The 20,286-nt window shown below is 54.0% G+C and carries 21 protein-coding genes and 1 other RNA gene; 12 read left to right on the forward strand and 10 right to left on the reverse strand.

What is annotated here, in order from left to right:
* Positions 1 to 5 precede the first annotated feature (5 nt).
* The 5 genes from decR to amtB all read left to right on the forward strand — a co-directional run bounded on the left by decR (position 6) and on the right by amtB (position 5,933).
* Positions 6 to 464 (forward strand): DNA-binding transcriptional regulator DecR, encoded by a 459-nt coding sequence (decR, locus tag OGY35_RS13985; protein WP_046476416.1) that lies wholly within the window; start codon positions 6 to 8, stop codon positions 462 to 464.
* Between the two features lie 45 nt (positions 465 to 509).
* On the forward strand, positions 510 to 2,282 hold the full coding sequence (locus OGY35_RS13990; RefSeq protein ID WP_286632583.1) for a SmdA family multidrug ABC transporter permease/ATP-binding protein: 1,773 nt from the start codon (positions 510 to 512) through the stop codon (positions 2,280 to 2,282).
* Positions 2,275 to 4,053, forward strand: a complete 1,779-nt coding sequence (locus OGY35_RS13995; RefSeq protein WP_286632584.1) for a SmdB family multidrug efflux ABC transporter permease/ATP-binding protein — start codon at positions 2,275 to 2,277, stop codon at positions 4,051 to 4,053. The genes OGY35_RS13990 and OGY35_RS13995 overlap by 8 nt, the downstream gene beginning before the upstream one ends.
* A 223-nt stretch (positions 4,054 to 4,276) precedes the next feature.
* Positions 4,277 to 4,615: a P-II family nitrogen regulator gene (glnK, locus tag OGY35_RS14000; RefSeq protein WP_002891893.1), complete on the forward strand. Its 339-nt coding sequence runs from the start codon at positions 4,277 to 4,279 to the stop codon at positions 4,613 to 4,615.
* Between the two features lie 31 nt (positions 4,616 to 4,646).
* The gene (gene amtB, locus OGY35_RS14005) at positions 4,647 to 5,933 is read left to right on the forward strand and encodes an ammonium transporter AmtB (RefSeq protein ID WP_286632585.1); all 1,287 of its coding nucleotides are present in this window, start codon (positions 4,647 to 4,649) and stop codon (positions 5,931 to 5,933) included.
* A gap of 78 nt (positions 5,934 to 6,011) precedes the next feature.
* Here amtB and tesB read toward each other — a convergent pair whose 3' ends face one another.
* Positions 6,012 to 6,872: an acyl-CoA thioesterase II gene (tesB, locus tag OGY35_RS14010; RefSeq protein ID WP_178826122.1), complete on the reverse strand. Its 861-nt coding sequence runs from the start codon at positions 6,870 to 6,872 to the stop codon at positions 6,012 to 6,014.
* 212 nt (positions 6,873 to 7,084) lie between these two features.
* On the opposite strand from tesB, the gene OGY35_RS14015 reads away from it, so the two are divergent.
* Complete coding sequence (locus OGY35_RS14015) at positions 7,085 to 7,654, forward strand: YbaY family lipoprotein (RefSeq protein WP_152405635.1); 570 nt, start codon at positions 7,085 to 7,087, stop codon at positions 7,652 to 7,654.
* Positions 7,655 to 7,685: 31 nt separating this feature from the next.
* Here OGY35_RS14015 and OGY35_RS14020 read toward each other — a convergent pair whose 3' ends face one another.
* Positions 7,686 to 7,997 (reverse strand): MGMT family protein, encoded by a 312-nt coding sequence (locus OGY35_RS14020; RefSeq protein WP_199800596.1) that lies wholly within the window; start codon positions 7,995 to 7,997, stop codon positions 7,686 to 7,688.
* A 162-nt stretch (positions 7,998 to 8,159) separates the two neighbouring features.
* On the opposite strand from OGY35_RS14020, the gene ffs reads away from it, so the two are divergent.
* The 3 genes from ffs (at position 8,160) to OGY35_RS14035 (ending at position 8,921) form a co-directional block, all read left to right on the forward strand.
* Positions 8,160 to 8,256, forward strand: an RNA gene (gene ffs / locus OGY35_RS14025) — signal recognition particle sRNA small type.
* A 198-nt stretch (positions 8,257 to 8,454) separates the two neighbouring features.
* Positions 8,455 to 8,706 carry a hypothetical protein gene (locus OGY35_RS14030; RefSeq protein ID WP_152405633.1) on the forward strand — a complete coding sequence of 84 codons (252 nt, stop codon included), beginning with the start codon at positions 8,455 to 8,457 and terminating at the stop codon, positions 8,704 to 8,706.
* A complete protein-coding gene (locus tag OGY35_RS14035) occupies positions 8,703 to 8,921 on the forward strand; it encodes a hypothetical protein (RefSeq protein ID WP_042324470.1) in 219 nt (72 codons plus the stop codon). Before OGY35_RS14030 ends, OGY35_RS14035 begins: the two co-directional genes overlap by 4 nt.
* Here the strand turns inward: OGY35_RS14035 and yczR are convergent.
* Positions 8,918 to 10,345 carry a MocR-like transcription factor YczR gene (yczR, locus tag OGY35_RS14040; RefSeq protein WP_286632586.1) on the reverse strand — a complete coding sequence of 476 codons (1,428 nt, stop codon included), beginning with the start codon at positions 10,343 to 10,345 and terminating at the stop codon, positions 8,918 to 8,920. The genes OGY35_RS14035 and yczR overlap by 4 nt on opposite strands.
* Positions 10,346 to 10,429: 84 nt before the next feature.
* Between yczR and yczE the strand changes: the two genes are divergently transcribed.
* On the forward strand, positions 10,430 to 11,026 hold the full coding sequence (gene yczE / locus OGY35_RS14045) for a membrane protein YczE (protein WP_152405631.1): 597 nt from the start codon (positions 10,430 to 10,432) through the stop codon (positions 11,024 to 11,026).
* An 82-nt stretch (positions 11,027 to 11,108) separates the two neighbouring features.
* On the forward strand, positions 11,109 to 11,462 hold the full coding sequence (locus OGY35_RS14050) for a DUF1428 domain-containing protein (protein ID WP_152405630.1): 354 nt from the start codon (positions 11,109 to 11,111) through the stop codon (positions 11,460 to 11,462).
* A 39-nt stretch (positions 11,463 to 11,501) separates the two neighbouring features.
* Here the strand turns inward: OGY35_RS14050 and pdeB are convergent, their stop codons facing one another.
* Complete coding sequence (pdeB, locus tag OGY35_RS14055; protein ID WP_152405629.1) at positions 11,502 to 13,052, reverse strand: cyclic di-3',5'-guanosine monophosphate phosphodiesterase PdeB; 1,551 nt, start codon at positions 13,050 to 13,052, stop codon at positions 11,502 to 11,504.
* 222 nt (positions 13,053 to 13,274) lie between these two features.
* Between pdeB and ykgO the strand changes: the two genes are divergently transcribed.
* A complete protein-coding gene (gene ykgO / locus OGY35_RS14060; protein ID WP_003859006.1) occupies positions 13,275 to 13,415 on the forward strand; it encodes a type B 50S ribosomal protein L36 in 141 nt (46 codons plus the stop codon).
* Positions 13,416 to 13,466: 51 nt separating this feature from the next.
* Here the strand turns inward: ykgO and OGY35_RS14065 are convergent, their stop codons facing one another.
* From OGY35_RS14065 to acrA, 6 genes are all read right to left on the reverse strand, one after another.
* Positions 13,467 to 13,937 (reverse strand): YlaC family protein, encoded by a 471-nt coding sequence (locus OGY35_RS14065; RefSeq protein WP_152405628.1) that lies wholly within the window; start codon positions 13,935 to 13,937, stop codon positions 13,467 to 13,469.
* Positions 13,938 to 14,051: 114 nt separating this feature from the next.
* Positions 14,052 to 14,603 carry a maltose O-acetyltransferase gene (maa, locus tag OGY35_RS14070; protein WP_152405627.1) on the reverse strand — a complete coding sequence of 184 codons (552 nt, stop codon included), beginning with the start codon at positions 14,601 to 14,603 and terminating at the stop codon, positions 14,052 to 14,054.
* Positions 14,604 to 14,780: 177 nt separating this feature from the next.
* Positions 14,781 to 14,999, reverse strand: coding sequence for a hemolysin expression-modulating protein Hha (hha, locus tag OGY35_RS14075; protein WP_001280991.1), 219 nt, complete (start codon positions 14,997 to 14,999; stop codon positions 14,781 to 14,783).
* Between the two features lie 27 nt (positions 15,000 to 15,026).
* Complete coding sequence (gene tomB, locus OGY35_RS14080) at positions 15,027 to 15,401, reverse strand: Hha toxicity modulator TomB (RefSeq protein ID WP_042324455.1); 375 nt, start codon at positions 15,399 to 15,401, stop codon at positions 15,027 to 15,029.
* 512 nt (positions 15,402 to 15,913) lie between these two features.
* Positions 15,914 to 19,063 (reverse strand): multidrug efflux RND transporter permease subunit AcrB, encoded by a 3,150-nt coding sequence (gene acrB / locus OGY35_RS14085; protein ID WP_046477031.1) that lies wholly within the window; start codon positions 19,061 to 19,063, stop codon positions 15,914 to 15,916.
* Between the two features lie 22 nt (positions 19,064 to 19,085).
* A complete protein-coding gene (gene acrA, locus OGY35_RS14090) occupies positions 19,086 to 20,279 on the reverse strand; it encodes a multidrug efflux RND transporter periplasmic adaptor subunit AcrA (RefSeq protein WP_152405625.1) in 1,194 nt (397 codons plus the stop codon).
* Between the last annotated feature and the right edge of the window lie 7 nt (positions 20,280 to 20,286).

Raw genomic sequence — 20,286 nt, forward strand, 5'->3', positions numbered from 1 at the left:
CCGGTATGCTAGATAAAATTGACCGTAAGCTGCTCTCCTTGTTGCAGCAGGACTGCACCCTCTCTTTGCAGGCGCTGGCGGATGCCGTTAATCTGACCACCACCCCCTGCTGGAAGCGCCTCAAACGGCTGGAGGATGATGGCATTCTGGTTGGCAAAGTCGCGCTGCTGGACCCGGAGAAACTGGGCCTGGGGTTAACGGCCTTTGTGCTCATCAAAACCCAGCATCACAGCAGTGACTGGTATTGCCGCTTCGTGACGGTGGTCAGTGAGATGCCTGAGGTGCTGGGCTTCTGGCGTATGGCTGGGGAGTACGACTACCTGATGCGGGTTCAGGTTGCCGACATGAAGCGCTATGACGACTTCTACAAACGTCTGGTAAACAGCGTTCCCGGTCTGTCGGACGTCACATCGAGCTTTGCCATGGAACAGATTAAATACACAACTGCGCTGCCAATCGAATAATTCTCCCGGCACGATTTGCCGGAAAATCAGGTCAGGACATATTACGTGCGATTATTTGCTCAATTAAGCTGGTATTTTCGCCGGGAGTGGCGTCGCTACCTCGGGGCGGTTGCCTTGCTTATCATCATCGCTATTCTGCAACTCATTCCGCCAAAAGTCGTCGGTATTGTGGTGGATGGCGTGTCCACGCAACACTTTACGCCGCAACAGATAATGATGTGGATTGGCACCATCGCTCTGATTGCCGTCGTGGTCTATCTGCTGCGCTACGTCTGGCGCGTGCTGCTGTTTGGCGCCTCTTACCAACTGGCGGTAGAGTTGCGCGAAGATTATTACCGCCAGCTCAGTCGTCAGCATCCTGAATTTTATCTGCGCCACCGCACCGGTGATTTAATGGCCCGCGCCACCAATGACGTCGACCGCGTGGTCTTTGCCGCAGGGGAAGGGGTTTTAACGCTGGTGGATTCGCTGGTGATGGGCTGCGCGGTGCTGATCGTGATGTCCACGCAGATCAGCTGGCAGCTCACGCTGTTTGCACTGCTGCCGATGCCGGTGATGGCGCTGATGATCAAGCGCTACGGCGATCGTCTGCATGACCGTTTCAGATTAGCGCAGGCGGCATTCTCCAGTCTCAACGATCGTACTCAGGAGAGCCTGACCAGCATTCGCATGATCAAAGCGTTTGGTCTGGAGGATCGGCAGTCCGCGCTGTTTGCCGCTGACGCGGAAGATACGGGGAAGAAAAACATGCGCGTGGCGCGCATCGATGCCCGCTTTGATCCGACGATTTATATCGCCATCGGGACGGCGAACCTGCTGGCTATCGGCAGCGGCAGCTGGATGGTGGTGCAAGGTTCGCTGACGCTGGGACAGTTGACCAGTTTTATGATGTACCTCGGGTTGATGATTTGGCCGATGCTGGCGCTGGCGTGGATGTTTAACATCGTGGAGCGCGGCAGTGCGGCTTACGGTCGTATTCGCGCGATGCTGGCCGAAGCGCCGGTGGTGGACGATGGTAGCGAACCGGTGCCGGAAGGGCGGGGGGAACTGGCGGTGGCGATCCGTGAGTTTAGCTACCCGCAAACCACACATCCGACGCTGGAAAACGTCAATTTTCGACTTGAAGCCGGACAGATGCTGGGTATCTGCGGGCCAACCGGCGCGGGTAAAAGTACCGTGTTGTCATTGATTCAGCGCCATTTCGATATCACCCAGGGGGAGATCCGCTTTCATGATATCCCCCTGTCACGCCTGCAACTGGACAGCTGGCGCAGCCGGCTGGCGGTGGTCAGTCAAACGCCATTTCTGTTTTCGGATACCGTGGCCAACAACATTGCGCTGGGCTGCCCCAGCGCCACGCAGCAGGATATTGAACACGTGGCGCGCTTAGCCAGCGTGCATGAGGATATTCTCCGCCTGCCGCAGGGATACGACACCGAAGTTGGCGAGCGCGGCGTGATGCTCTCCGGCGGTCAGAAACAGCGTATCTCGATTGCGCGGGCGCTGCTGTTGAATGCCGAAATCCTGATTCTGGATGACGCACTGTCGGCGGTGGACGGGCGAACGGAGCACCAGATCCTGCACAATCTGCGCCAGTGGGGAGAAGGGCGAACGGTGATCATCAGCGCGCATCGCCTTTCGGCGCTGACCGAAGCGAGCGAAATTATCGTGATGCAGCATGGGCATATCGCTCAGCGCGGCGATCACGAAGCGCTGGTGCAGCAGACGGGCTGGTATCGCGATATGTACCGCTATCAGCAACTGGAAGCGGCGCTCGATGATGTGCCGGAAAAAGACGAGGAGGCGGCAAATGCGTAGTTTTGGGCAGTTATGGCCGACCCTCAAACGCCTGCTGGCCTATGGTTCTGTGTGGCGAAAACCGTTAGGCATTGCGGTGATTATGCTGTGGGTCGCGGCGGCTGCGGAAGTCAGCGGTCCGCTGCTGATCAGCTACTTTATCGACAATATGGTGGCAAAAAATAACCTGCCGCTGGGGATGGTGGTCGGGCTGATTGCCGCCTATCTTGGGCTGCAGGTTCTCGCTGCCAGTCTGCACTATGCTCAGTCGCTGCTGTTTAACCGCGCGGCGGTCGGTGTGGTGCAGCAATTGCGTACCGACGTGATGGATGCCGCGCTGCGCCAGCCGTTGAGTGAATTTGACATTCAGCCCGTCGGGCAGCTTATTTCGCGCGTGACGAACGATACCGAAGTGATCCGCGATTTGTATGTCACGGTGGTGGCGACGGTTCTGCGCAGCGCAGCGCTGATTGGCGCGATGCTGGTGGCGATGTTCAGTCTCGACTGGCGCATGGCGCTGGTGGCAATTCTTATCTTCCCGGCGGTGCTGGTGGTGATGATTATCTATCAGCGTTACAGCACGCCGATTGTCCGCCGCGTGCGGGCTTATCTCGCCGATATTAACGACGGCTTCAACGAAGTCATCAACGGTATGAGCGTGATCCAGCAGTTTCGCCAGCAGGCGCGATTTGGTGAACGTATGGGAGAAGCCAGCCGCTCACATTATCTGGCGCGCATGCAGACGCTGCGTTTAGACGGTTTTTTATTGCGGCCTCTGCTGAGCCTGTTTTCCGCGCTCATTCTCTGTGGCCTGTTGATGCTGTTCAGTTTTACGTCGGCCGGGACAATTGAAGTCGGGGTGCTCTACGCCTTTATCAGTTACCTGGGACGCCTGAATGAACCGCTGATCGAACTGACCACTCAACAGTCGATGCTGCAACAGGCGGTGGTAGCAGGGGAGCGCGTGTTTGAACTGATGGACGGGCCGCGCCAGCGTTACGGGCAGGACTCGCGTCCGCTGGCGTCCGGGCAGATTGACGTCGAGGATGTGTCGTTTGCCTATCGCGACGATAATCTGGTGCTGCAAAATGTCGGCCTTTCCGTGCCGTCCCGCAGTTTTGTCGCGCTGGTGGGGCATACCGGCAGCGGTAAAAGTACTCTCGCCAGCCTGTTGATGGGCTATTACCCGCTGAGTCAGGGGGAAATTCGCCTTGATGGGCGTCCATTACGTTCGCTGAGCCACAGCGCACTGCGTCAGAGTGTAGCAATGGTGCAGCAGGATCCGGTGGTGATGGCGGATTCCTTCCTGGCGAACGTGACGCTGGGGCGAGATATCTCCGAAGAGCAGGTGTGGCAGGCACTGGAGACGGTGCAACTGGCGGAACTGGCGCGCGGGATGAGTGAAGGTATTCATACGCAACTTGGTGAGCAGGGGAATAATCTCTCTGTCGGGCAGAAACAGCTGCTGGCGCTGGCGCGAGTGCTGGTGGCAACGCCGCAGATCCTGATCCTCGACGAAGCGACCGCCAGCATCGATTCGGGCACCGAGCAGGCCATTCAGCACGCGCTGGCGGCCGTGCGTGAACACACCACGCTGGTGGTGATTGCGCACCGGCTGTCGACCATTGTGGAGGCAGACACCATTCTGGTGCTTCATCGTGGACAGGCCGTAGAACGCGGTACCCATCAACAGCTGCTTGCGGCGCAGGGGCGCTACTGGCAGATGTATCAGCTTCAGCTTGCCGGCGAAGAGCTGGCGGCAAGCGTGCGTGAGGAATCGCTTCCCGCCTGATGCACCGGCGTTGCCGGGCCGCTTCGGCGGTGGTGCAAAAATGTAACGCATCATGCACTGTCATGGTGCGTTTTTCTTTTCCCGCTCCATTTCCCTTTCTGAATCGCCCGCCAGACGGCCTGTAGAACAGACACTGACTCCGCTTTTTCAATTCTGGCATACCCCTTGCAATACCTCTGTCGTGTAGTCGCACCACATGCCGAATTCTGACTGGAGGGGATCTATGAAGCTGGTTACCGTGGTAATCAAACCGTTCAAACTGGAAGACGTTCGCGAAGCGCTCTCTTCTATTGGTATTCAAGGGCTGACCGTCACCGAAGTAAAAGGGTTCGGACGTCAGAAGGGTCATGCCGAGTTATATCGGGGTGCAGAGTACAGCGTCAACTTCCTGCCTAAAGTGAAGATTGATGTGGCCATTGCCGACGACCAACTGGATGAAGTGATCGATGTCATCAGCAAGGCGGCCTATACCGGAAAAATTGGCGACGGCAAAATTTTCGTCGCGGAGCTGCAACGCGTCATTCGTATTCGCACCGGCGAAGCCGACGAAGCGGCGCTGTAAAGCCTGGCACACAGTAACGGGAAACGACAAAATGAAGATAGCAACGATGAAAACGGGCCTTGCTTCGCTGGCGCTGCTGCCAGGTCTCGCGATGGCTGCTCCGGCAGTGGCGGATAAAGCCGATAACGCCTTTATGATGATTTGTACCGCGCTGGTGCTGTTTATGACCATACCGGGTATCGCCCTGTTCTACGGCGGTTTGATCCGCGGGAAGAACGTCCTGTCGATGCTGACGCAGGTTACCGTCACCTTTGCGCTGGTGTGCATCATGTGGGTGGTGTTCGGCTATTCACTGGCGTTCGGCGAAGGGAACAGCTTCTTCGGTAACTTCAACTGGGTGATGCTGAAAAACATTGAGCTGACCGCCGTGATGGGCAGCATTTACCAGTATATTCATGTTGCTTTCCAGGGATCGTTTGCCTGCATTACCGTCGGCCTGATTGTCGGTTCGCTGGCTGAACGTATCCGTTTCTCCGCGGTTCTTATCTTCGTGGTGGTCTGGTTGACGCTTTCCTACATTCCGATTGCCCATATGGTATGGGGCGGCGGCCTGCTGGGAACGCACGGTGCGCTGGACTTTGCGGGCGGTACGGTGGTGCATATCAACGCCGCGATTGCCGGCCTGGTCGGCGCCTACCTGATTGGCAAACGTGTAGGCTTTGGCAAAGAGGCGTTCAAACCGCATAACCTGCCGATGGTCTTTACCGGTACGGCGATCCTCTATATTGGCTGGTTCGGCTTTAATGCCGGTTCGGCGGGGACGGCGAACGAGATTGCCGCGCTGGCCTTTGTGAACACCGTTGTGGCGACGGCCGCCGCGATTCTCGGCTGGATCTTCGGCGAGTGGGCGCTGCGCGGTAAACCGTCTTTGCTGGGCGCGTGCTCAGGGGCGATTGCTGGTCTGGTTGGCGTCACGCCTGCCTGTGGTTACATTGGCGTCGGCGGTGCGTTAATCATCGGCGTGGTGGCAGGAGTGGCCGGACTGTGGGGCGTGACCATGCTCAAACGTCTGCTGCGTGTTGATGACCCGTGCGATGTGTTTGGTGTCCACGGCGTCTGCGGGATTGTCGGCTGTATTCTGACCGGGGTCTTTGCCTCAAGCGCGCTGGGCGGCGTGGGCTTCGCTGAAGGGGTAACGATGGGACATCAGTTGCTGGTGCAGCTTGAGAGCATCGCCATCACCATCGTCTGGTCTGGTGTTGTGGCCTTCATCGGTTACAAGCTGGCGGATTTGACGGTAGGTCTGCGCGTACCGGAAGAACAAGAGCGCGAAGGGCTGGATGTGAACAGCCACGGCGAGAATGCCTACAACGCATAACAGAAAAATGCCCGGTGAGGTTAACCGGGCAACCATCGGATACCGCCGGATGCGAAGCCCACGCCATCCGGCTTTTTCTTAGTTGCGATTGCGCATCACCCCTTCCTGAACGGTCGACGCCACCAGTTTACCGTCCTGCGTGTAGAACTCGCCGCGAACAAATCCACGCGCGCTGGAGGCCGACGTGCTTTCCACGCTGTAAAGCAGCCATTCGTTCAAATCAAACGGGCGGTGGAACCACATGGAATGGTCGATCGTGGCAATCTGAATCCCTTTTTCCAGGAAACCAATACCGTGAGGTTGCAGGGCCACGGGCAGGAAATTGAGATCGGAGGCGTAGCCTAACAGATACTGATGGACGCGGATGTCGTTGGGTAACGCACCGTTCGCGCGGATCCATACCTGGCGCGTAGGTTCTGCCACATGGCCTTTTAGCGGGTTATGAAATTCAACGGGGCGCACTTCCAGCGGGCGATCGCAGAGAAATTTATCCTTTAAAATCGGCGGCAGGAGGTGTGCTACCGTTCGGGCAATGTCGGTTTCTGATGTTAACCCCTCCGGCGCGGGAGCGTGCGGCATGGTTTTCTGATGTTCGAAACCGGCTTCTGGCGCCTGGAACGAGGCGGTCATATAAAAGATGGGTTTTCCGTTCTGGATGGCGGCAACGCGGCGGGCGCTGAAGCTGTTACCGTCGCGCAGAACTTCCACATCGTAAATAATGGGTTGCTGGCTGTCGCCGGGGCGTAAAAAATAACTGTGAAACGAGTGGACCAGGCGTTCTTCTGGTACCGTTTCTTTCGCCGCATACAGCGCCTGACCAACGACCTGTCCACCAAATACCTGACGCAACCCTAAGTCTTCACTTTGGCCCCGAAAGAGTCCTTCCTCAATTTTTTCCAGATTCAACAATGTCAGCAAATTATTCAGTGCCTGACTCATACATGCTCTCCAGGTAACAACGACGCCGAAGCGAGATAGGCAGAGTATAACGCAATTTTAGAAGTGGTCCGATGGGTGCAATAGTCTGAAAAACAGACCAATTCCAGGCAAAAATAAGTGATGTGTGCCACACTTAGCTACGTTACGTTTTTGTTAACCACTCTTCCGGCGGGAGGAAAACCCGCTGGTGCAGAGATGATAAGGAGAATTTAATGAAGCTCATGCACATGGTAAGTGGTTTAGCGGTAGCAGTTGCTCTGGCCGCCTGCGCGGATAAAAGCGCTGATATCCAGACGCCAGCGCCGAACCCAAACACTTCAGCAACGGCCGCGCAGCCTGCGATTGCGCAACCTAATGTCTCGGGTACCGTATGGATCCGTCAGAAAGTGGCCTTGCCACCAGACGCCGTACTGACCGTGACTCTGTCGGATGCGTCGCTGGCCGATGCACCGTCGAAAGTGCTGTCCCAGAAAGCGGTTCGTACCGAAGGGAAACAGGCGCCATTCAGCTTCGTCTTGCCGTTTAATCCGGCTGACGTGCAGCCGAACGCTCGTATTCTGCTGAGTGCGGCGATTACGGTGAATGACAAACTGGTGTTTATTACCGATACCGTTCAGCCGGTCATCAACCAGGGCGGCACGAAAGCCGATCTGACCCTGGTGCCGGTCCAGCAGACGGCAGTGCCTGTTCAGGCAAGCGATGGGGCAGCGACCACTGTGCCTTCAACCTCGCCGACGCAGGTGAACCCGTCTTCCGCAGTGCCTGCCCCGACGCAGTACTAAGGCCTGTCTGACCCTCTCCATCTGGAGAGGGTCAATAATTCCAGCGATACCGCTGCAAATCGATCTGCCCGCTCCCGGACACGATAATACCTTCCGCCAGTAATGCCTGCCGTTGCCGCTGTAGATCGGGACCGGTCAGCGAAATTGCGCCGTGCCGATTCACCACCCGATGCCAGGGCAGAGTGCTGCCTTCGGGTAAACGTTTGAGCACGCCGCCAACCTGCCTGGCCGCGCGCGGAGAGCCCGCGAGCATCGCGACGTCGCCATAAGTGGTGACGCTGCCTTCGGGAATGGAGGCAACAATTTGCCAGACGCGTTGAGGGAAAGTGTCTTGTCTATCCATGGTTTCTTCCTGCGGTAATCCTTCAGCATAATCTGGAATGGCGGGCGCGGGAAGTTCCATTGCGCAAGAAACCAGCATCTGACTGCCGATGGCTTGCAATTACAGGGGGCAGCAGTGATAATGCGCCTGCGCGTTGGTTAACAACGCTCTCAATGGGGGCTCTGTTGGTTCTCCCGCAACGCTACTCTGTTTACCAGGTCAGGTCCGGAAGGAAGCAGCCAAGGCAGATGACGCGTGTGCCGGGATGTAGCTGGCAGGGCCCCCACCCATTTCTGCCGTCCGGCATCACATCTTCGTTTCTCTTCTTGTTGTTGTCATGGTTTTGTCATTTTTTTGTCATCAAATGCTGGCAGAGTGTTTTTGGGATGTTAAATCCTGGCGCTCCATTCTCTTATCACGCCGTGGCGATCCTGTTGTCGCCGGAGCCGTGTTTTGCCTGTCCACAAGGATTTTTACGATGGCTACTGCAGTACTGAATGTCAAAATTGATGAAACGTTAAAAGAAAAACTTCGTCATTACGCTGAAGTGAATAATGAGAATTTAAGCATCACGACAGAAAAACTGCTGCTGATAGCCTTCGACGCGGCGGCAGAGGCGGGGGTCTCGGCTGGCGATATCGATAGCCAACACACGGAAGAGTCTTTTGTTGAGCCACTGACTCCTAAAGAAATCAAAGCATTGCGCAGACTACTGAAGAAGAAAAAATGAAACAGCAAACGCTCTCCATCGCCAGTAACTATGGCGAAGCCTGTGAATTGCTCCGCTCGGGTTATGTTAAGCATGTTTGCCTGAGCTGGAACGTCGGCAGCGATGAATTTTTCCGCATTGCCTCAGACTGGTGCGATGCCGGCGCCAAAATAAAGAAAGAGGGCGATAACTTTATTATTTCCCTTAAAGGTTTCCCGGTTCCCCGCCAGCATTAAATAATCTTACGCACCTTACCGCTACTGGACTGTAGACGCAGTGTTTTCCAGAGCGGTTCCAGAGTGTTAAACGCCTCGTGCAGGGTGGCTTCCGGCAAGGCAAACGGCATGCGTAAGAAACGATCAAACGCCCCCGCAAGCCCAAAGCGAGTGCCCGTACCCAGTTGAATCCCGACGCTTTCCGCCCGTGTGGCGAAGAGCGTCGCCAGCGTATCCGGTAATTCCACCCAAAAAGATAATCCGCCCTGCGGTTGCTGATAGCGCCATTCGGGAAAGTGCCTGCGAATCAGCGTATCGCAGAGCGCGCGCCGTGCGGCTAACTGTTGTCTGCGCTGCGGCAAAAATGAATCGGCATTATCCAGCAACCACGTAGTGGCAAGCTGTTCGATGACCGGCGAGCCCAGATCAACCGTATCCCGCGTTTGCACCAGCGCGGCGATGGTCCGTGATGGCGCGCGAACCCAGCCCAGACGCAGTCCGCCCCAGAAACTTTTGCCCGCCGAACCCAGCATGATCACCGGGGCATCGCGATGATACGCCGCCAAAGGCGGAGGCGGCGGGGCGTCGTACCAAAGATTCACCATCGTTTCGTCGATCACCAGCGTCGTACGCGTACGGGCAGCGATATCTGCGATGACTTGTCGCGTCTCATCATCCATACACCGCCCGGTGGGATTGTGAAAATCCGGCATCAGATAGGCCATTCTCGGTGACGTTTGGGCGATCGTTGCGGCCAGTCCATCCGTATCCCAACCCTCTGCGGGTAAGGAAACGCCTACCGGTCGACAGGAGGCTCCCTGAATGGCGGCAATGGCCAATGGGTACGTCGGGTGATCGACCACCACGCGATCGCCGGGACCGGTCAGTAAGCGCAGAATCAGTGCCAGACCGCTGACCGCGCCGTTAACCACCATGATTTCATCCGCCGTTGTCGGAAGACCTCGCGCACAGTAATGACGGGCGAGCGATTCACGTAAGCAGGGCAATCCCTGCGGCTGATATCCCGACGTCAGCAAATGCGGCGGCATCGCAAACAGCGCCTGCTGATAAGCCTGATGGATTTCGGGTCCGGCACTGAGGGCGGCGGTGGAGAGATCCAGCGCCATCGTCGTACCGGCTCGCGTCGGCACTTCGCGAATATGACCCGGCAGAATCACGCGCGAGCCACTACCGTGCCGACTTTCCAGATATCCCTCTTCCCGCAGTTGCGCCAGTGCGCTGGCCACGGTGGTCCGGCTGACGTCGAGTACCGCTGCCAGTTCACGTTCTCCGGGCAAACGGCTGTCGAGCGCCAGACGTCCGTCGAGGATCAGCAGACGCAGCGCTTCTGCCAGTTGTCGCCAGAGCGGGGTTCTTGATGCGCTGTCCTGCCAGTGCCCGAGCAGACGCTGGAGAGATTGACTTCCATAACGACGTGATGACATTGCAGTCCACTTTTTCAAAACTGGTCATTAATAATAATGCCAATTATAGAGAAGATGAATGCTATCTGAACGGGGAGGGTGAAAATGGGGCGTCGTCTGGTTCAACTTTACTTTGGGCTGGCTCTGTATGGGGTATCAACCGCGATGTTTGTGCGCGCGGATTTAGGTGCCGATCCGTGGAACGTGTTCCATCTTGGGCTGGCAAACCTGTTGTCGATGAAAATTGGCGTGGTGATGATTATCGTCGGGGCGCTGGTACTTTTGCTGTGGATCCCCCTGCGTCAACGTCCTGGGCTGGGCACCCTCAGCAATGTGATTGTGATCGGACTTGCCGCCGATGCCGCGCTGGCGGTGATGCCGGATTTCTCCTCCCTCCTCGTGCGCAGCCTCATGCTGGTGGCCGCCGTGGTGGTGAATGCCCTGGCGACGAGTATGTACATTGGCGCAGGCTTTGGTGCCGGGCCAAGAGACGGCCTGATGACCGGCATTCACGCCCGCACGGGATGGTCGGTGCGTACCATCCGTACGGCGATAGAAGTCTCTGTTTTATTAAGCGGCTGGCTGCTCGGCGGCACGCTTGGCGTTGGCACCGTGCTGTATGCGCTGGCGATTGGGCCGTTGATCCAACTCTGTCTGCCGTGGTTTCGCTATAAACCCCGGGCGCGGATTCAGACAGCATAGAAAGGAGAGGGCGACTACACTTACTCACGACTGACGCGGCTGGAATTGGCTTGCCGCGCAGTGGACTTCGGAGGTTTTTCTCATGAAGTATGTGGATGGGTTTGTCCTTGCCGTACCCGCCGAAAACAAGGAGGCTTATAAGGCGATGGCGGCAAAAGCAGCACCATTGTTTAAGGAGTTTGGTGCGCTTCGCATTGTGGAATGCTGGGCCGACGATGTGCCCGATGGCAACGTCACCGATTTTCGCATGGCGGTGAAAGCCGAGGAACACGAAGAAGTGGTATTCAGCTGGATTGAGTACCCGTCGAAAGAAGTGCGGGATGCGGCGAATCAGAAGATGATGTCCGATCCGCGCATGAAAGCGTTCGGCGAGTCGATGCCGTTTGATGGTAAACGCATGATTTATGGCGGATTCTCACCTATTATCGACGACTAGCGTGACTGGCTGTGCGGCGTGCCGCCAGCCATCTCTGCGTTATAAGCGTTTTTCCGCCCACAGAATAAACGCCTCTTTGGGCAGCGCTTTGCTGTACAACCAACCCTGTCCGTAATGGACGCCGTGCTGGCGCAGCCAGTCTTCCTGATTTGCCGTTTCAATCCCTTCTGCGACCATTTTCAACTTCAGCGTTTTGGCCATTTCAATGATATGTGGCGTCACGTTTTTGTACTCCAGCGCATCGACAAATGATTTGTCGATTTTCAGGATATCCACGTCCAGATTCTGCAAATAGCTAAGGCTCGAATAGCCGGTGCCAAAATCATCAATATAGATAGCATGTCCCGCTTTGCGGTAACGGGAAATGATTGGCGAGCTGGTCTTCGGATCGGCAAATCCCCGCTCCGTCAGTTCCAGAGCAATCTGCGAAGGGGCAAGCTGATACCGGTTAAGCAGTTTACTGAGCAGCGTCGGGAGTTTTTCAGAGGCGAGATCCGCAGCCTCAATGTTAATGGAAATATGCTGATCGGGATGTTGTTTCAGCCATTTCCCCATATCCTCAAATACCGTTTCGATAATTAAGCGGGTGAGTTGTTCGGTGAGACCGGTCTGTTGGGCCAGAGTGATGAAAATGTCAGGTGACAAGTAGCTGCCGTCGGTTTGCGGCCAGCGCGCCAGCGCTTCGCCCCCCACTATTTTTCCTGTCGATAACGAAATGATGGGCTGGTAATGAACCTTAATGTCGCGGTTGTTAATGGCATCCTGCAATCGGTGATGCGGTGACTGGAGACGACGCAGAATGCGCAGAATAAAGGCGGCGGCCAGCAGCCCTATCAGGATACCGGCGGGAACCCAGATCAGCGCCTGCTGGTACCAGATTTTCTGTAGCGGAAGAGTGGACGCCCAACTGACGATGGTAATGCCCATTTCCGGGAAGGGGCGAATCTCATAAATAATGCCATGACTTTCCAGATGGCGAGGCGTGGTTTCCTGGGTAAATTGCAGGATATTCGGTGCAAGCGCGCCACTGCTGGCAATGACGGTATTGTGTTTTGCGCCGATAATCGCAACATCAATCTGCCAGGCGCCAAAAGGGACTACGTCGATAAAGGAGGCGGGATCGATCATCACAATGTAGTCGCCATAGCCCAACGCCGCCATGTAGCGCTTGAATCCCAGATCGTTTTGCGCGGTAAACCATGCGCGGTAGCCGTCGTTGGTGATTTTCATGGGCGGAGGGAATGCGGCGGTTTGACTTTCCTGCTCCAGGGATGAGCAGCGTGGCGCGTTGTTTTGCAGATACAGCACTTCCTGGACATAACGATAGCTGAAGGAGATCCGCCGCATAGCCAGTAAGTGTTCACGTGAGCACGGCACGCTCTTCACGGCGTTAATCTGCTGTAATGCTTGTTTCGCCTGGGTCACCACACGCTCTGAACGTTCAGAGACGCGCGCTGAGTAGGTATCCAACTCTTCAATGAATTTCTTTTCGACCTGGCGATGAGCGATCCAGACACTCAGCCCAACCGGAAGCAATACGGAGAGGATAAGCACTCCTGTTACCAGACTGACCAGATGTCGTGTTCTCACGCAGATATCCTTAATAACGCATTGTAGGGAAAGTATATCCGATCGCGAAAAAAGCCCTGTAAATGATGTCGTTAATCTGCCGGGTTTTTGATGGAAGCGTGGATTTTTACCGTTTTCGCCACGAAAGAACCGATGTAAAGACAGAAAGGATTGAACCGCAGCGCGTTCAGCGATAAAATAATGTTATGTTATAACATATGCGATGAGGTTGATGAGGATAACATGCAGGTCTTGAATTCATTACGTAGCGCAAAGCAGCGCCATCCTGACTGTCAGATAGTAAAGCGCAAAGGGCGTTTATATGTGATTTGTAAGAGCAACCCGCGTTTTAAAGCGGTACAGGGAAGAAAAAAACGGCGTTAAAGAAAGGAGAGGGCCGGATAGGAGAAATGACTATCCGGCAACACGAATGGGTTATGGCGTGGCTTCTGCACGGGCAAGGGTAAAGATATCGTAAAACGACAGTTCGCCCTTACGCGTCAACATTTTCTGTAATTGTGCTTTGCATTCATCATCGACACGCGGGGAGTGAAGGATGGTGCTAATCAGCGCTGAAGGTACAAACCGGGTGTTGTACCACTCGCCGTTGTAACACACCCTGAAATCCAGCACGTCGATATCTTCATAGCGATAGCGCGGGGCGACATCAAAAAAGAAAAAGCCGTTGAGGACGACAAACAGCACGACCAGCAGCCAGACAGAGTCGACCAGCGTTTCTGATTGCAACATGACCGCCAGCGTGGCAAACCAGGCGACGTACATCCCAATAAACAAACCAGGATGCTTGCGAATAAAGCTGATGCTAAAGCGGGGCTTGTTATCGCGCTTCTCACGAACGTTCAGATCGTCGATGGTTTCGGTGAGCAGGCGTTGTATTTCTGTCATTTTTTGCCTTCGTGATTTTCGCTACTTACAGGGGAACGCCCTATTTTAAGTGGGCGATTAGCGTGAAGAAAGTAACAGATCAATCACAATTTAGCATAACAGTTACAATTCCGTTTACAGTGTTTTAATAATCCGTGCCGGATTACCGCCCACCACCACGTTAGCCGGTACGTTTTTGGTCACCACCGCGCCGGAGGCGACAACCACGTTGTCACCAATGCTGACGCCGGGATTAATGACCGCACGCCCACCAATCCAGACATTATTACCAATCGTGACGGGCTTGCCGAATTCCAGTCCACTATTGCGCTCTGTCGCATCCAGCGGATGCGTGGCGGTATAGATATGGACGCCGGGAGCCAGCATACAGTTATCACCAATATGAATCGGACAGACGTCGAGCATGACGCAGTCGAAATTGGCGTAAAAGTCTTTACCCAGAAAGATGTTGTAACCGTAGTCACAGCGAAATGGCGGCTCTATGTAAGGCTGATCGCACTGGCCTAACAGGGTGTGGAGGATTGCCAGGCGCTCGGCTTTTTCATCCGGGGCGGTGAGATTGTAGCGGTGAACGAATCGACGCGCCTGCAACCTGTCATGGCGCAGGGTTTCATCTGCCGGGCGATATCGCTCACCCGCTATCATTTTCTGTTTCTCGTCACTCATCCTGCGCTCTCTGACTGTTCACCGGTGAGGTACTACAGTAGAAGGTCAGTGATGGCCAGGGAACGTTCCCTGATTGGTATTGTGACGCAAGTCACAATAGTTGTTCTATTGTTATTGTGAGTATGAAAAATGTTCCCCAGGAAAACGTCCGTATTTCCTGATGCGACAGTAATCAAATTAACGAATGAATTTCCAGACGGAGGAGGGGATCTTGTCGTAAAGTTTATTCATCGTCAATTCTGCAAGGCGGTGATCGGCGGCTGAGTAAAATACAGCCAATTCATTGTCAGACAATTCATATTTATTTTTCTCGATCACGCGCTCAAGCGTGTCAATTGTCTGACAGCGTCGCAAACGCATCAAATAATCAGTTTTAGTTAATGGTTTATCGGACATAAATCTTACCTATGATTGTAATAGTTTTTAACAAGACAAACTAACAGGATTAGCCCTGGTGGCATTCACAAAGCAGCGGAACAAGCGATTACCGGATTTCCGCCATTTCTGCAGATCCTGCGCATTAATGCCATAACTGCTGAACAACATAAATGTGTCGTCCAGATATTCATCAATCTGCTCAATCAGCTTATTGTCCTCATTATACTTAATTTTATAATTAAGTGCGAAGGTTGCAATATGCTCTATCAGTTCGTTGAGTTGAAGGTTGATTGCCGAGGTTGGGTCGTTAACCCAGCCATGATTGCTTTCTTCAAGGTTTGCAAGACAGTCGTGATAGAGCGTTTCACAAAGAAATTTAAGTTGCGCTATATCATGTCTTTTGGGTGAGTATTCATCCATAACGCATCCCCTTCTTAGTGGCTTAAACTAACCGAACACCTTTCGGGATGGGTACAACTAAACTGACCTGGAACTTGCCTTCGACGCCTGATGATTTAACTATAATCTACTCTAAAAAAGATTTCATCGTTATATTACGAAAAATTACAATTAACGTAATACGAGAGAATGTGAAGGTTTGTGCATTTTTCCCATTATAGCATGTCGCCAGCCCATTCAGGAATGAGATAATTACGCGATTATTTTGCAATTCATCAGATTATCTTCTCTTTCCATCCACCTTGTTCGCCCAGGCGCGAAACCAGATACAGACTTATCCCCAGGAATTGTCTTAATAATGAGTTATTAAGCCGGGAATAAGCCCTAAGCCAAATGGCCAGAAATAGCCTTCATCTTCTTGTGTATTATAACCTTTATTACCCGCAACCAAAAGTCAACAAAGTATCAATAAGGCCTTGTGCTGATTTCATTCGAAAAAAAGGCCGCTTGCGCGGCCTTTTATCTGGTGAGTATCAGTGATGTTCTACGGAATGGCTGTGCTCAATATCTTCACTTTTCCGGCTGAAGCGGCGGCGCACCACCACAAAGAAGACCGGAACGAAGAAGATAGCCAGAACCGTCGCGGTGACCATCCCGCCCATTACGCCTGTACCTACGGCGTTCTGTGCGCCGGAACCGGCACCAGAGCTGATAACCAACGGCATAACGCCCAGAATGAACGCCAGAGAGGTCATCAGGATCGGACGTAAACGCATACGTACCGCTTCCAGTGTTGCCTCTACCAGGCCTTTGCCCTCTTTATCCATCAGATCTTTGGCGAATTCGACGATCAATATCGCGTTCTTCGCCGACAACCCAATGGTTGTGAGCAGGCCCACCTGGAAGTAAACGTCGTTGGTCAGTCCGCGGAAAGTGGCCGCCAACAGGGCACCAATAACCCCAAGCGGAACCACCAGCATAACCGAGAACGGGATTGACCAGCTCTCATACAGCGCCGCCAGACACAGGAAGACGACGATCAGCGAGATGGCATACAGGGCAGGGGCCTGGTTACCGGACAGGCGTTCCTGATAGGACATCCCCGTCCAGTCATAGCCGATGCCGGATGGCAGCTTACTGGCCAACTCTTCCATCATTGCCATCGCTTCACCGGTACTCTTACCCGGCGCCGCCTGACCTAAGATCTCCATTGACGGCAGACCGTTATAGCGTTCCAGACGCGGTGAACCGTACTCCCAACGAGATGATGAAAATGCGGAGAACGGCACCATCTGACCATCACTGCCGCGCACATACCAGTTACCAATATCGTCCGGCAGCATGCGGTATTTCGCTTCGGACATCACGTAAACTTTCTTCACACGACCACGGTCGATAAAGTCATTCACGTAGCTTCCGCCCCATGCGGCACCCAGCGTGGTATTAATATCGCTAATGGAAACGCCCAGAGCCTGTGCTTTTTCCTGGTCGATATCAATCTTGAACTGCGGGGTATCTTCCAGACCGTTAGGGCGAACACCGACTAACAGATCGGGATGCTTTGCAATCTCGCCAAACAACTGGTTACGTGCCTGCGTGAGTTTGTCATGCCCCAGGTTAGCCTGGTCAATTAACTGGAAGTCAAAACCGGTAGCGGTCCCCAGTTCCACAATTGCTGGCAAGTTAAAGGCAAACACCATTGCATCTTTAATGGAGGCAAAGTGCGCACTTGCACGTCCTGCAATGGCGGGCACTTTGTTTTCTTCACCAGGACGATCTTCCCAATTTTTGAGAGAAATAAAAGCAAGACCGGTGTTTTGACCACGACCTGAGAATCCAAAGCCGTTTACGGTAAACACAGAATTAACGTTGGCTTTTTCGTCCTTCAGATAATAGTCCGTTACTTCATCAAGGACTTTTTGCGTACGTTCCTGCGTTGCGCCAGCCGGAAGCTGCGCCATGGTCAGGAATACCCCCTGGTCTTCATCCGGCAGGAAGGAACTAGGCAGACGGACGAACAGAAACGCCATGCCGACCACGATGATCAGATACAACAGCAAGTAACGACCCGTACTGCGCAGGATGTTGCCTACGCTGTCGGTGTAGTGGTGCGTGCTCTTATCGAACATGCGGTTAAACCAGCCGAAGAAGCCTTTTTTGCCTTCTCCATGATCGCCTTTGGCAACCGGCTTAAGCATGGTGGCACAAAGCGCGGGCGTCAGGATCATCGCCACCAGAACAGAAAGCACCATTGCCGAAACGATGGTAATAGAGAATTGGCGATAAATGGCCCCGGTTGAACCACCAAAGAAGGCCATTGGAATAAATACCGCCGACAATACCATCGCGATACCGACCAGTGCGCCCTGAATCTGGCCCATCGATTTTCGCGTGGCTTCCTTCGGTGGTAGCCCCTCTTCGGACATGACACGCTCGACGTTCTCGACCACCACGATGGCGTCATCCACCAACAGACCTATGGCGAGAACCATACCAAACATGGTCAACGTATTTATTGAGAAACCAAATGCCGCGAGTATTGCAAATGTGCCTAACAGAACGACCGGAACGGCGATTGTCGGAATCAGCGTTGCGCGGAAGTTTTGCAGGAACAGGTACATAACAATAAATACCAGTACGATAGCTTCAACCAGCGTCTTCACTACTTCGTTAATCGAGATTTTAACGAAAGGTGTTGTATCGTAAGGGTAAACGACTTTCAGACCGTGCGGGAAGAAAGGTTCCAGTTTCGCGATTGTCGCGCGGACTGCGTTTGCCGTATCCAGCGCGTTTGCACCTGTTGCCAGTTTGATCCCCAAACCGGATGCTGGCTGCCCATTGTATTTCGCGATGACATCATAACTCTCGCCACCAAGTTCAATACGCGCGACATCACTCAGGCGAACCCGAGAACCATCCTGATTCACTTTCAGCAAAATTTTGCCGAACTCTTCGGTCGAGGTCAGACGCGTCTGAGCAATAATGGAGGCGTTAAGTTGCTGACCTTTTACCGGTGGCGTACCACCGAGCTGACCGGCTGCAACCTGGGCGTTTTGCGCTTTGATTGCCGCAATAACGTCTACCGGCGTTAACTGGTATTTATTTAGCTCGGTCGGATCCATCCAAATGCGCATAGCATATTGGGCACCGAACAACTGGACGTCACCCACGCCGCTGGTACGGCTGACAGGATCTTTTACGGTTGCACCGACATAGTCAGCGATATCTTCCTGCGTCATTGAGCCGTCAGTACTGATCATCCCCATAACCATCAGGAAGCTACTGGAGGATTTCTCAACGCTCACGCCCTGTTGCTGCACTTCTTGCGGAAGTAACGGCATTGCCAACTGCAGCTTGTTCTGCACCTGAACCTGGGCGATATCCGCATCCGTACCGGAGTCAAAGGTAATCGTAATCTGAACGGTACCTGAAGAGTCACTGGTTGAGGACATATAGAGCAGGTTATCGATACCGTTCATATTTTGTTCGATAACCTGCGTCACGGTATCTTGAACCGTTTTCGCATCAGCACCAGGATAGCTCGCAGAGATCGTGATTGCAGGTGGCGCAATCGTCGGATACTGCGCCACCGGCAATTTGAGGATCGCGAGACCCCCTGCCAGCATGATGATGATGGCGATAACCCATGCAAAGATAGGGCGATCGATAAAAAACTTAGCCATGTCTTAACGGCTCCTGTTTAAGTTAAGACTTTGTTTGCTCTGACTTGCCACCGTTCGCGGCTTGTTGTTGATTGTCAGATGTTACTTCCTGCGCTTTTACCTGCACGCCAGGGCGAACTTTTTGCAAACCAGAGATAATGACGCGATCGCCAGATTTAAGTCCGTCAGTGACCACCCATTTATCGCCAATCGCCTGACTGGCAACGATTTGACGGGTTTCCACTTTGTCATCAGCACCCACAACCAGCGCAGTCGCATCACCACGTGGCGTACGGGTTACGCCTTGTTGCGGTACCAGTAACGCAGTAGGGTTGGTCCCTTCTTCCAGACGCGCGCGGACAAACATCCCCGGCAGTAAGGTGTGATCCGGGTTAGGGAAGACGGCGCGGATAGTGATAGAACCGGTGGTCTGGTCGACGGTTACGTCTGAAAATTCAAGCGTACCGGTCTGTGGGAATTTGATACCGTCACTGGTCACCAGCTCGACTTTCGCCTTGCCGTTTTCCTGTTTCAGCGTTCCGTTAGCCAGTTCTTGTTTCAGGCGCAAGAAGTCGTTGCTCGACTGCGTCACGTCAACATAGATAGGATCGAGCTGTTGCACGGTTGCCAGCGCTGTCGCCTGACCGTTCTGCACCAATGCGCCTTCCGTCACGGCAGATTTACCAATACGGCCGCTAATCGGAGAGGTCACTTTGGTGTATGCCAGGTTAATGCGCGCCGTTTCGACTGCGGCTTTCGCGGCAACCACGGAGGCATTCGCCTGTTGCGCATCGGCCAGCGCCTGATCGTAATCTTGTTGACTGATGTACTGCGTTCCCAGCAGCTTTTTATAACGGTTAACCGTTACCTGAGCGATGTTGGCAGCGGCCTGTGCTTTCGCAAGGTCGCCTTTCGCGCTTTCATAAGTGGCTTGATAAGTCGCAGGATCAATCTGATAGAGAGACACTCCTGCTTCGATATCACTACCTTCCTCGAAATTACGCTTCAGGATAATACCGCTCACCTGAGGGCGAACTTCCGCAATACGGAAAGCACTGGTGCGACCTGGGAGTTCAGTTGTGATCTGTAGAGGTTCGGTTTTGAGCGTCACAACCCCAACTTCTGGCATCTGCTGGCCCCCTTGTTGGGCCTGTTTGTCGTCACATCCTGTAAGCGCTAAGCTGCCTGAGAGCATCAGAACGACCGCCAGAGGCGTAAACCCTCTGTTTTTGTTCATATGTAAA

Source organism: Citrobacter sp. Ct235 (genome assembly GCF_030332305.1).
Lineage (GTDB): Bacteria > Pseudomonadota > Gammaproteobacteria > Enterobacterales > Enterobacteriaceae > Citrobacter_A > Citrobacter_A telavivensis.

What these genes read in the sequence shown, in the direction of transcription:
- decR (WP_046476416.1), top strand. Translation starts at nt 6, where the DNA reads ATGCTAGATAAAATTGACCGTAAGCTGCTCTCCTTGTTGCAGCAGGAC.
- OGY35_RS13995 (WP_286632584.1), top strand. Translation starts at nt 2,275, where the DNA reads ATGCGTAGTTTTGGGCAGTTATGGCCGACCCTCAAACGCCTGCTGGCC.
- glnK (WP_002891893.1), top strand. Translation starts at nt 4,277, where the DNA reads ATGAAGCTGGTTACCGTGGTAATCAAACCGTTCAAACTGGAAGACGTT.
- amtB (WP_286632585.1), top strand. Translation starts at nt 4,647, where the DNA reads ATGAAGATAGCAACGATGAAAACGGGCCTTGCTTCGCTGGCGCTGCTG.
- tesB (WP_178826122.1), bottom strand. Translation starts at nt 6,872, where the DNA reads ATGAGTCAGGCACTGAATAATTTGCTGACATTGTTGAATCTGGAAAAA.
- OGY35_RS14015 (WP_152405635.1), top strand. Translation starts at nt 7,085, where the DNA reads ATGAAGCTCATGCACATGGTAAGTGGTTTAGCGGTAGCAGTTGCTCTG.
- OGY35_RS14020 (WP_199800596.1), bottom strand. Translation starts at nt 7,997, where the DNA reads ATGGATAGACAAGACACTTTCCCTCAACGCGTCTGGCAAATTGTTGCC.
- OGY35_RS14030 (WP_152405633.1), top strand. Translation starts at nt 8,455, where the DNA reads ATGGCTACTGCAGTACTGAATGTCAAAATTGATGAAACGTTAAAAGAA.
- OGY35_RS14035 (WP_042324470.1), top strand. Translation starts at nt 8,703, where the DNA reads ATGAAACAGCAAACGCTCTCCATCGCCAGTAACTATGGCGAAGCCTGT.
- yczR (WP_286632586.1), bottom strand. Translation starts at nt 10,345, where the DNA reads ATGTCATCACGTCGTTATGGAAGTCAATCTCTCCAGCGTCTGCTCGGG.
- yczE (WP_152405631.1), top strand. Translation starts at nt 10,430, where the DNA reads ATGGGGCGTCGTCTGGTTCAACTTTACTTTGGGCTGGCTCTGTATGGG.
- OGY35_RS14050 (WP_152405630.1), top strand. Translation starts at nt 11,109, where the DNA reads ATGAAGTATGTGGATGGGTTTGTCCTTGCCGTACCCGCCGAAAACAAG.
- ykgO (WP_003859006.1), top strand. Translation starts at nt 13,275, where the DNA reads ATGCAGGTCTTGAATTCATTACGTAGCGCAAAGCAGCGCCATCCTGAC.
- OGY35_RS14065 (WP_152405628.1), bottom strand. Translation starts at nt 13,937, where the DNA reads ATGACAGAAATACAACGCCTGCTCACCGAAACCATCGACGATCTGAAC.
- maa (WP_152405627.1), bottom strand. Translation starts at nt 14,603, where the DNA reads ATGAGTGACGAGAAACAGAAAATGATAGCGGGTGAGCGATATCGCCCG.
- hha (WP_001280991.1), bottom strand. Translation starts at nt 14,999, where the DNA reads ATGTCCGATAAACCATTAACTAAAACTGATTATTTGATGCGTTTGCGA.
- tomB (WP_042324455.1), bottom strand. Translation starts at nt 15,401, where the DNA reads ATGGATGAATACTCACCCAAAAGACATGATATAGCGCAACTTAAATTT.
- acrB (WP_046477031.1), bottom strand. Translation starts at nt 19,063, where the DNA reads ATGGCTAAGTTTTTTATCGATCGCCCTATCTTTGCATGGGTTATCGCC.
- acrA (WP_152405625.1), bottom strand. Translation starts at nt 20,279, where the DNA reads ATGAACAAAAACAGAGGGTTTACGCCTCTGGCGGTCGTTCTGATGCTC.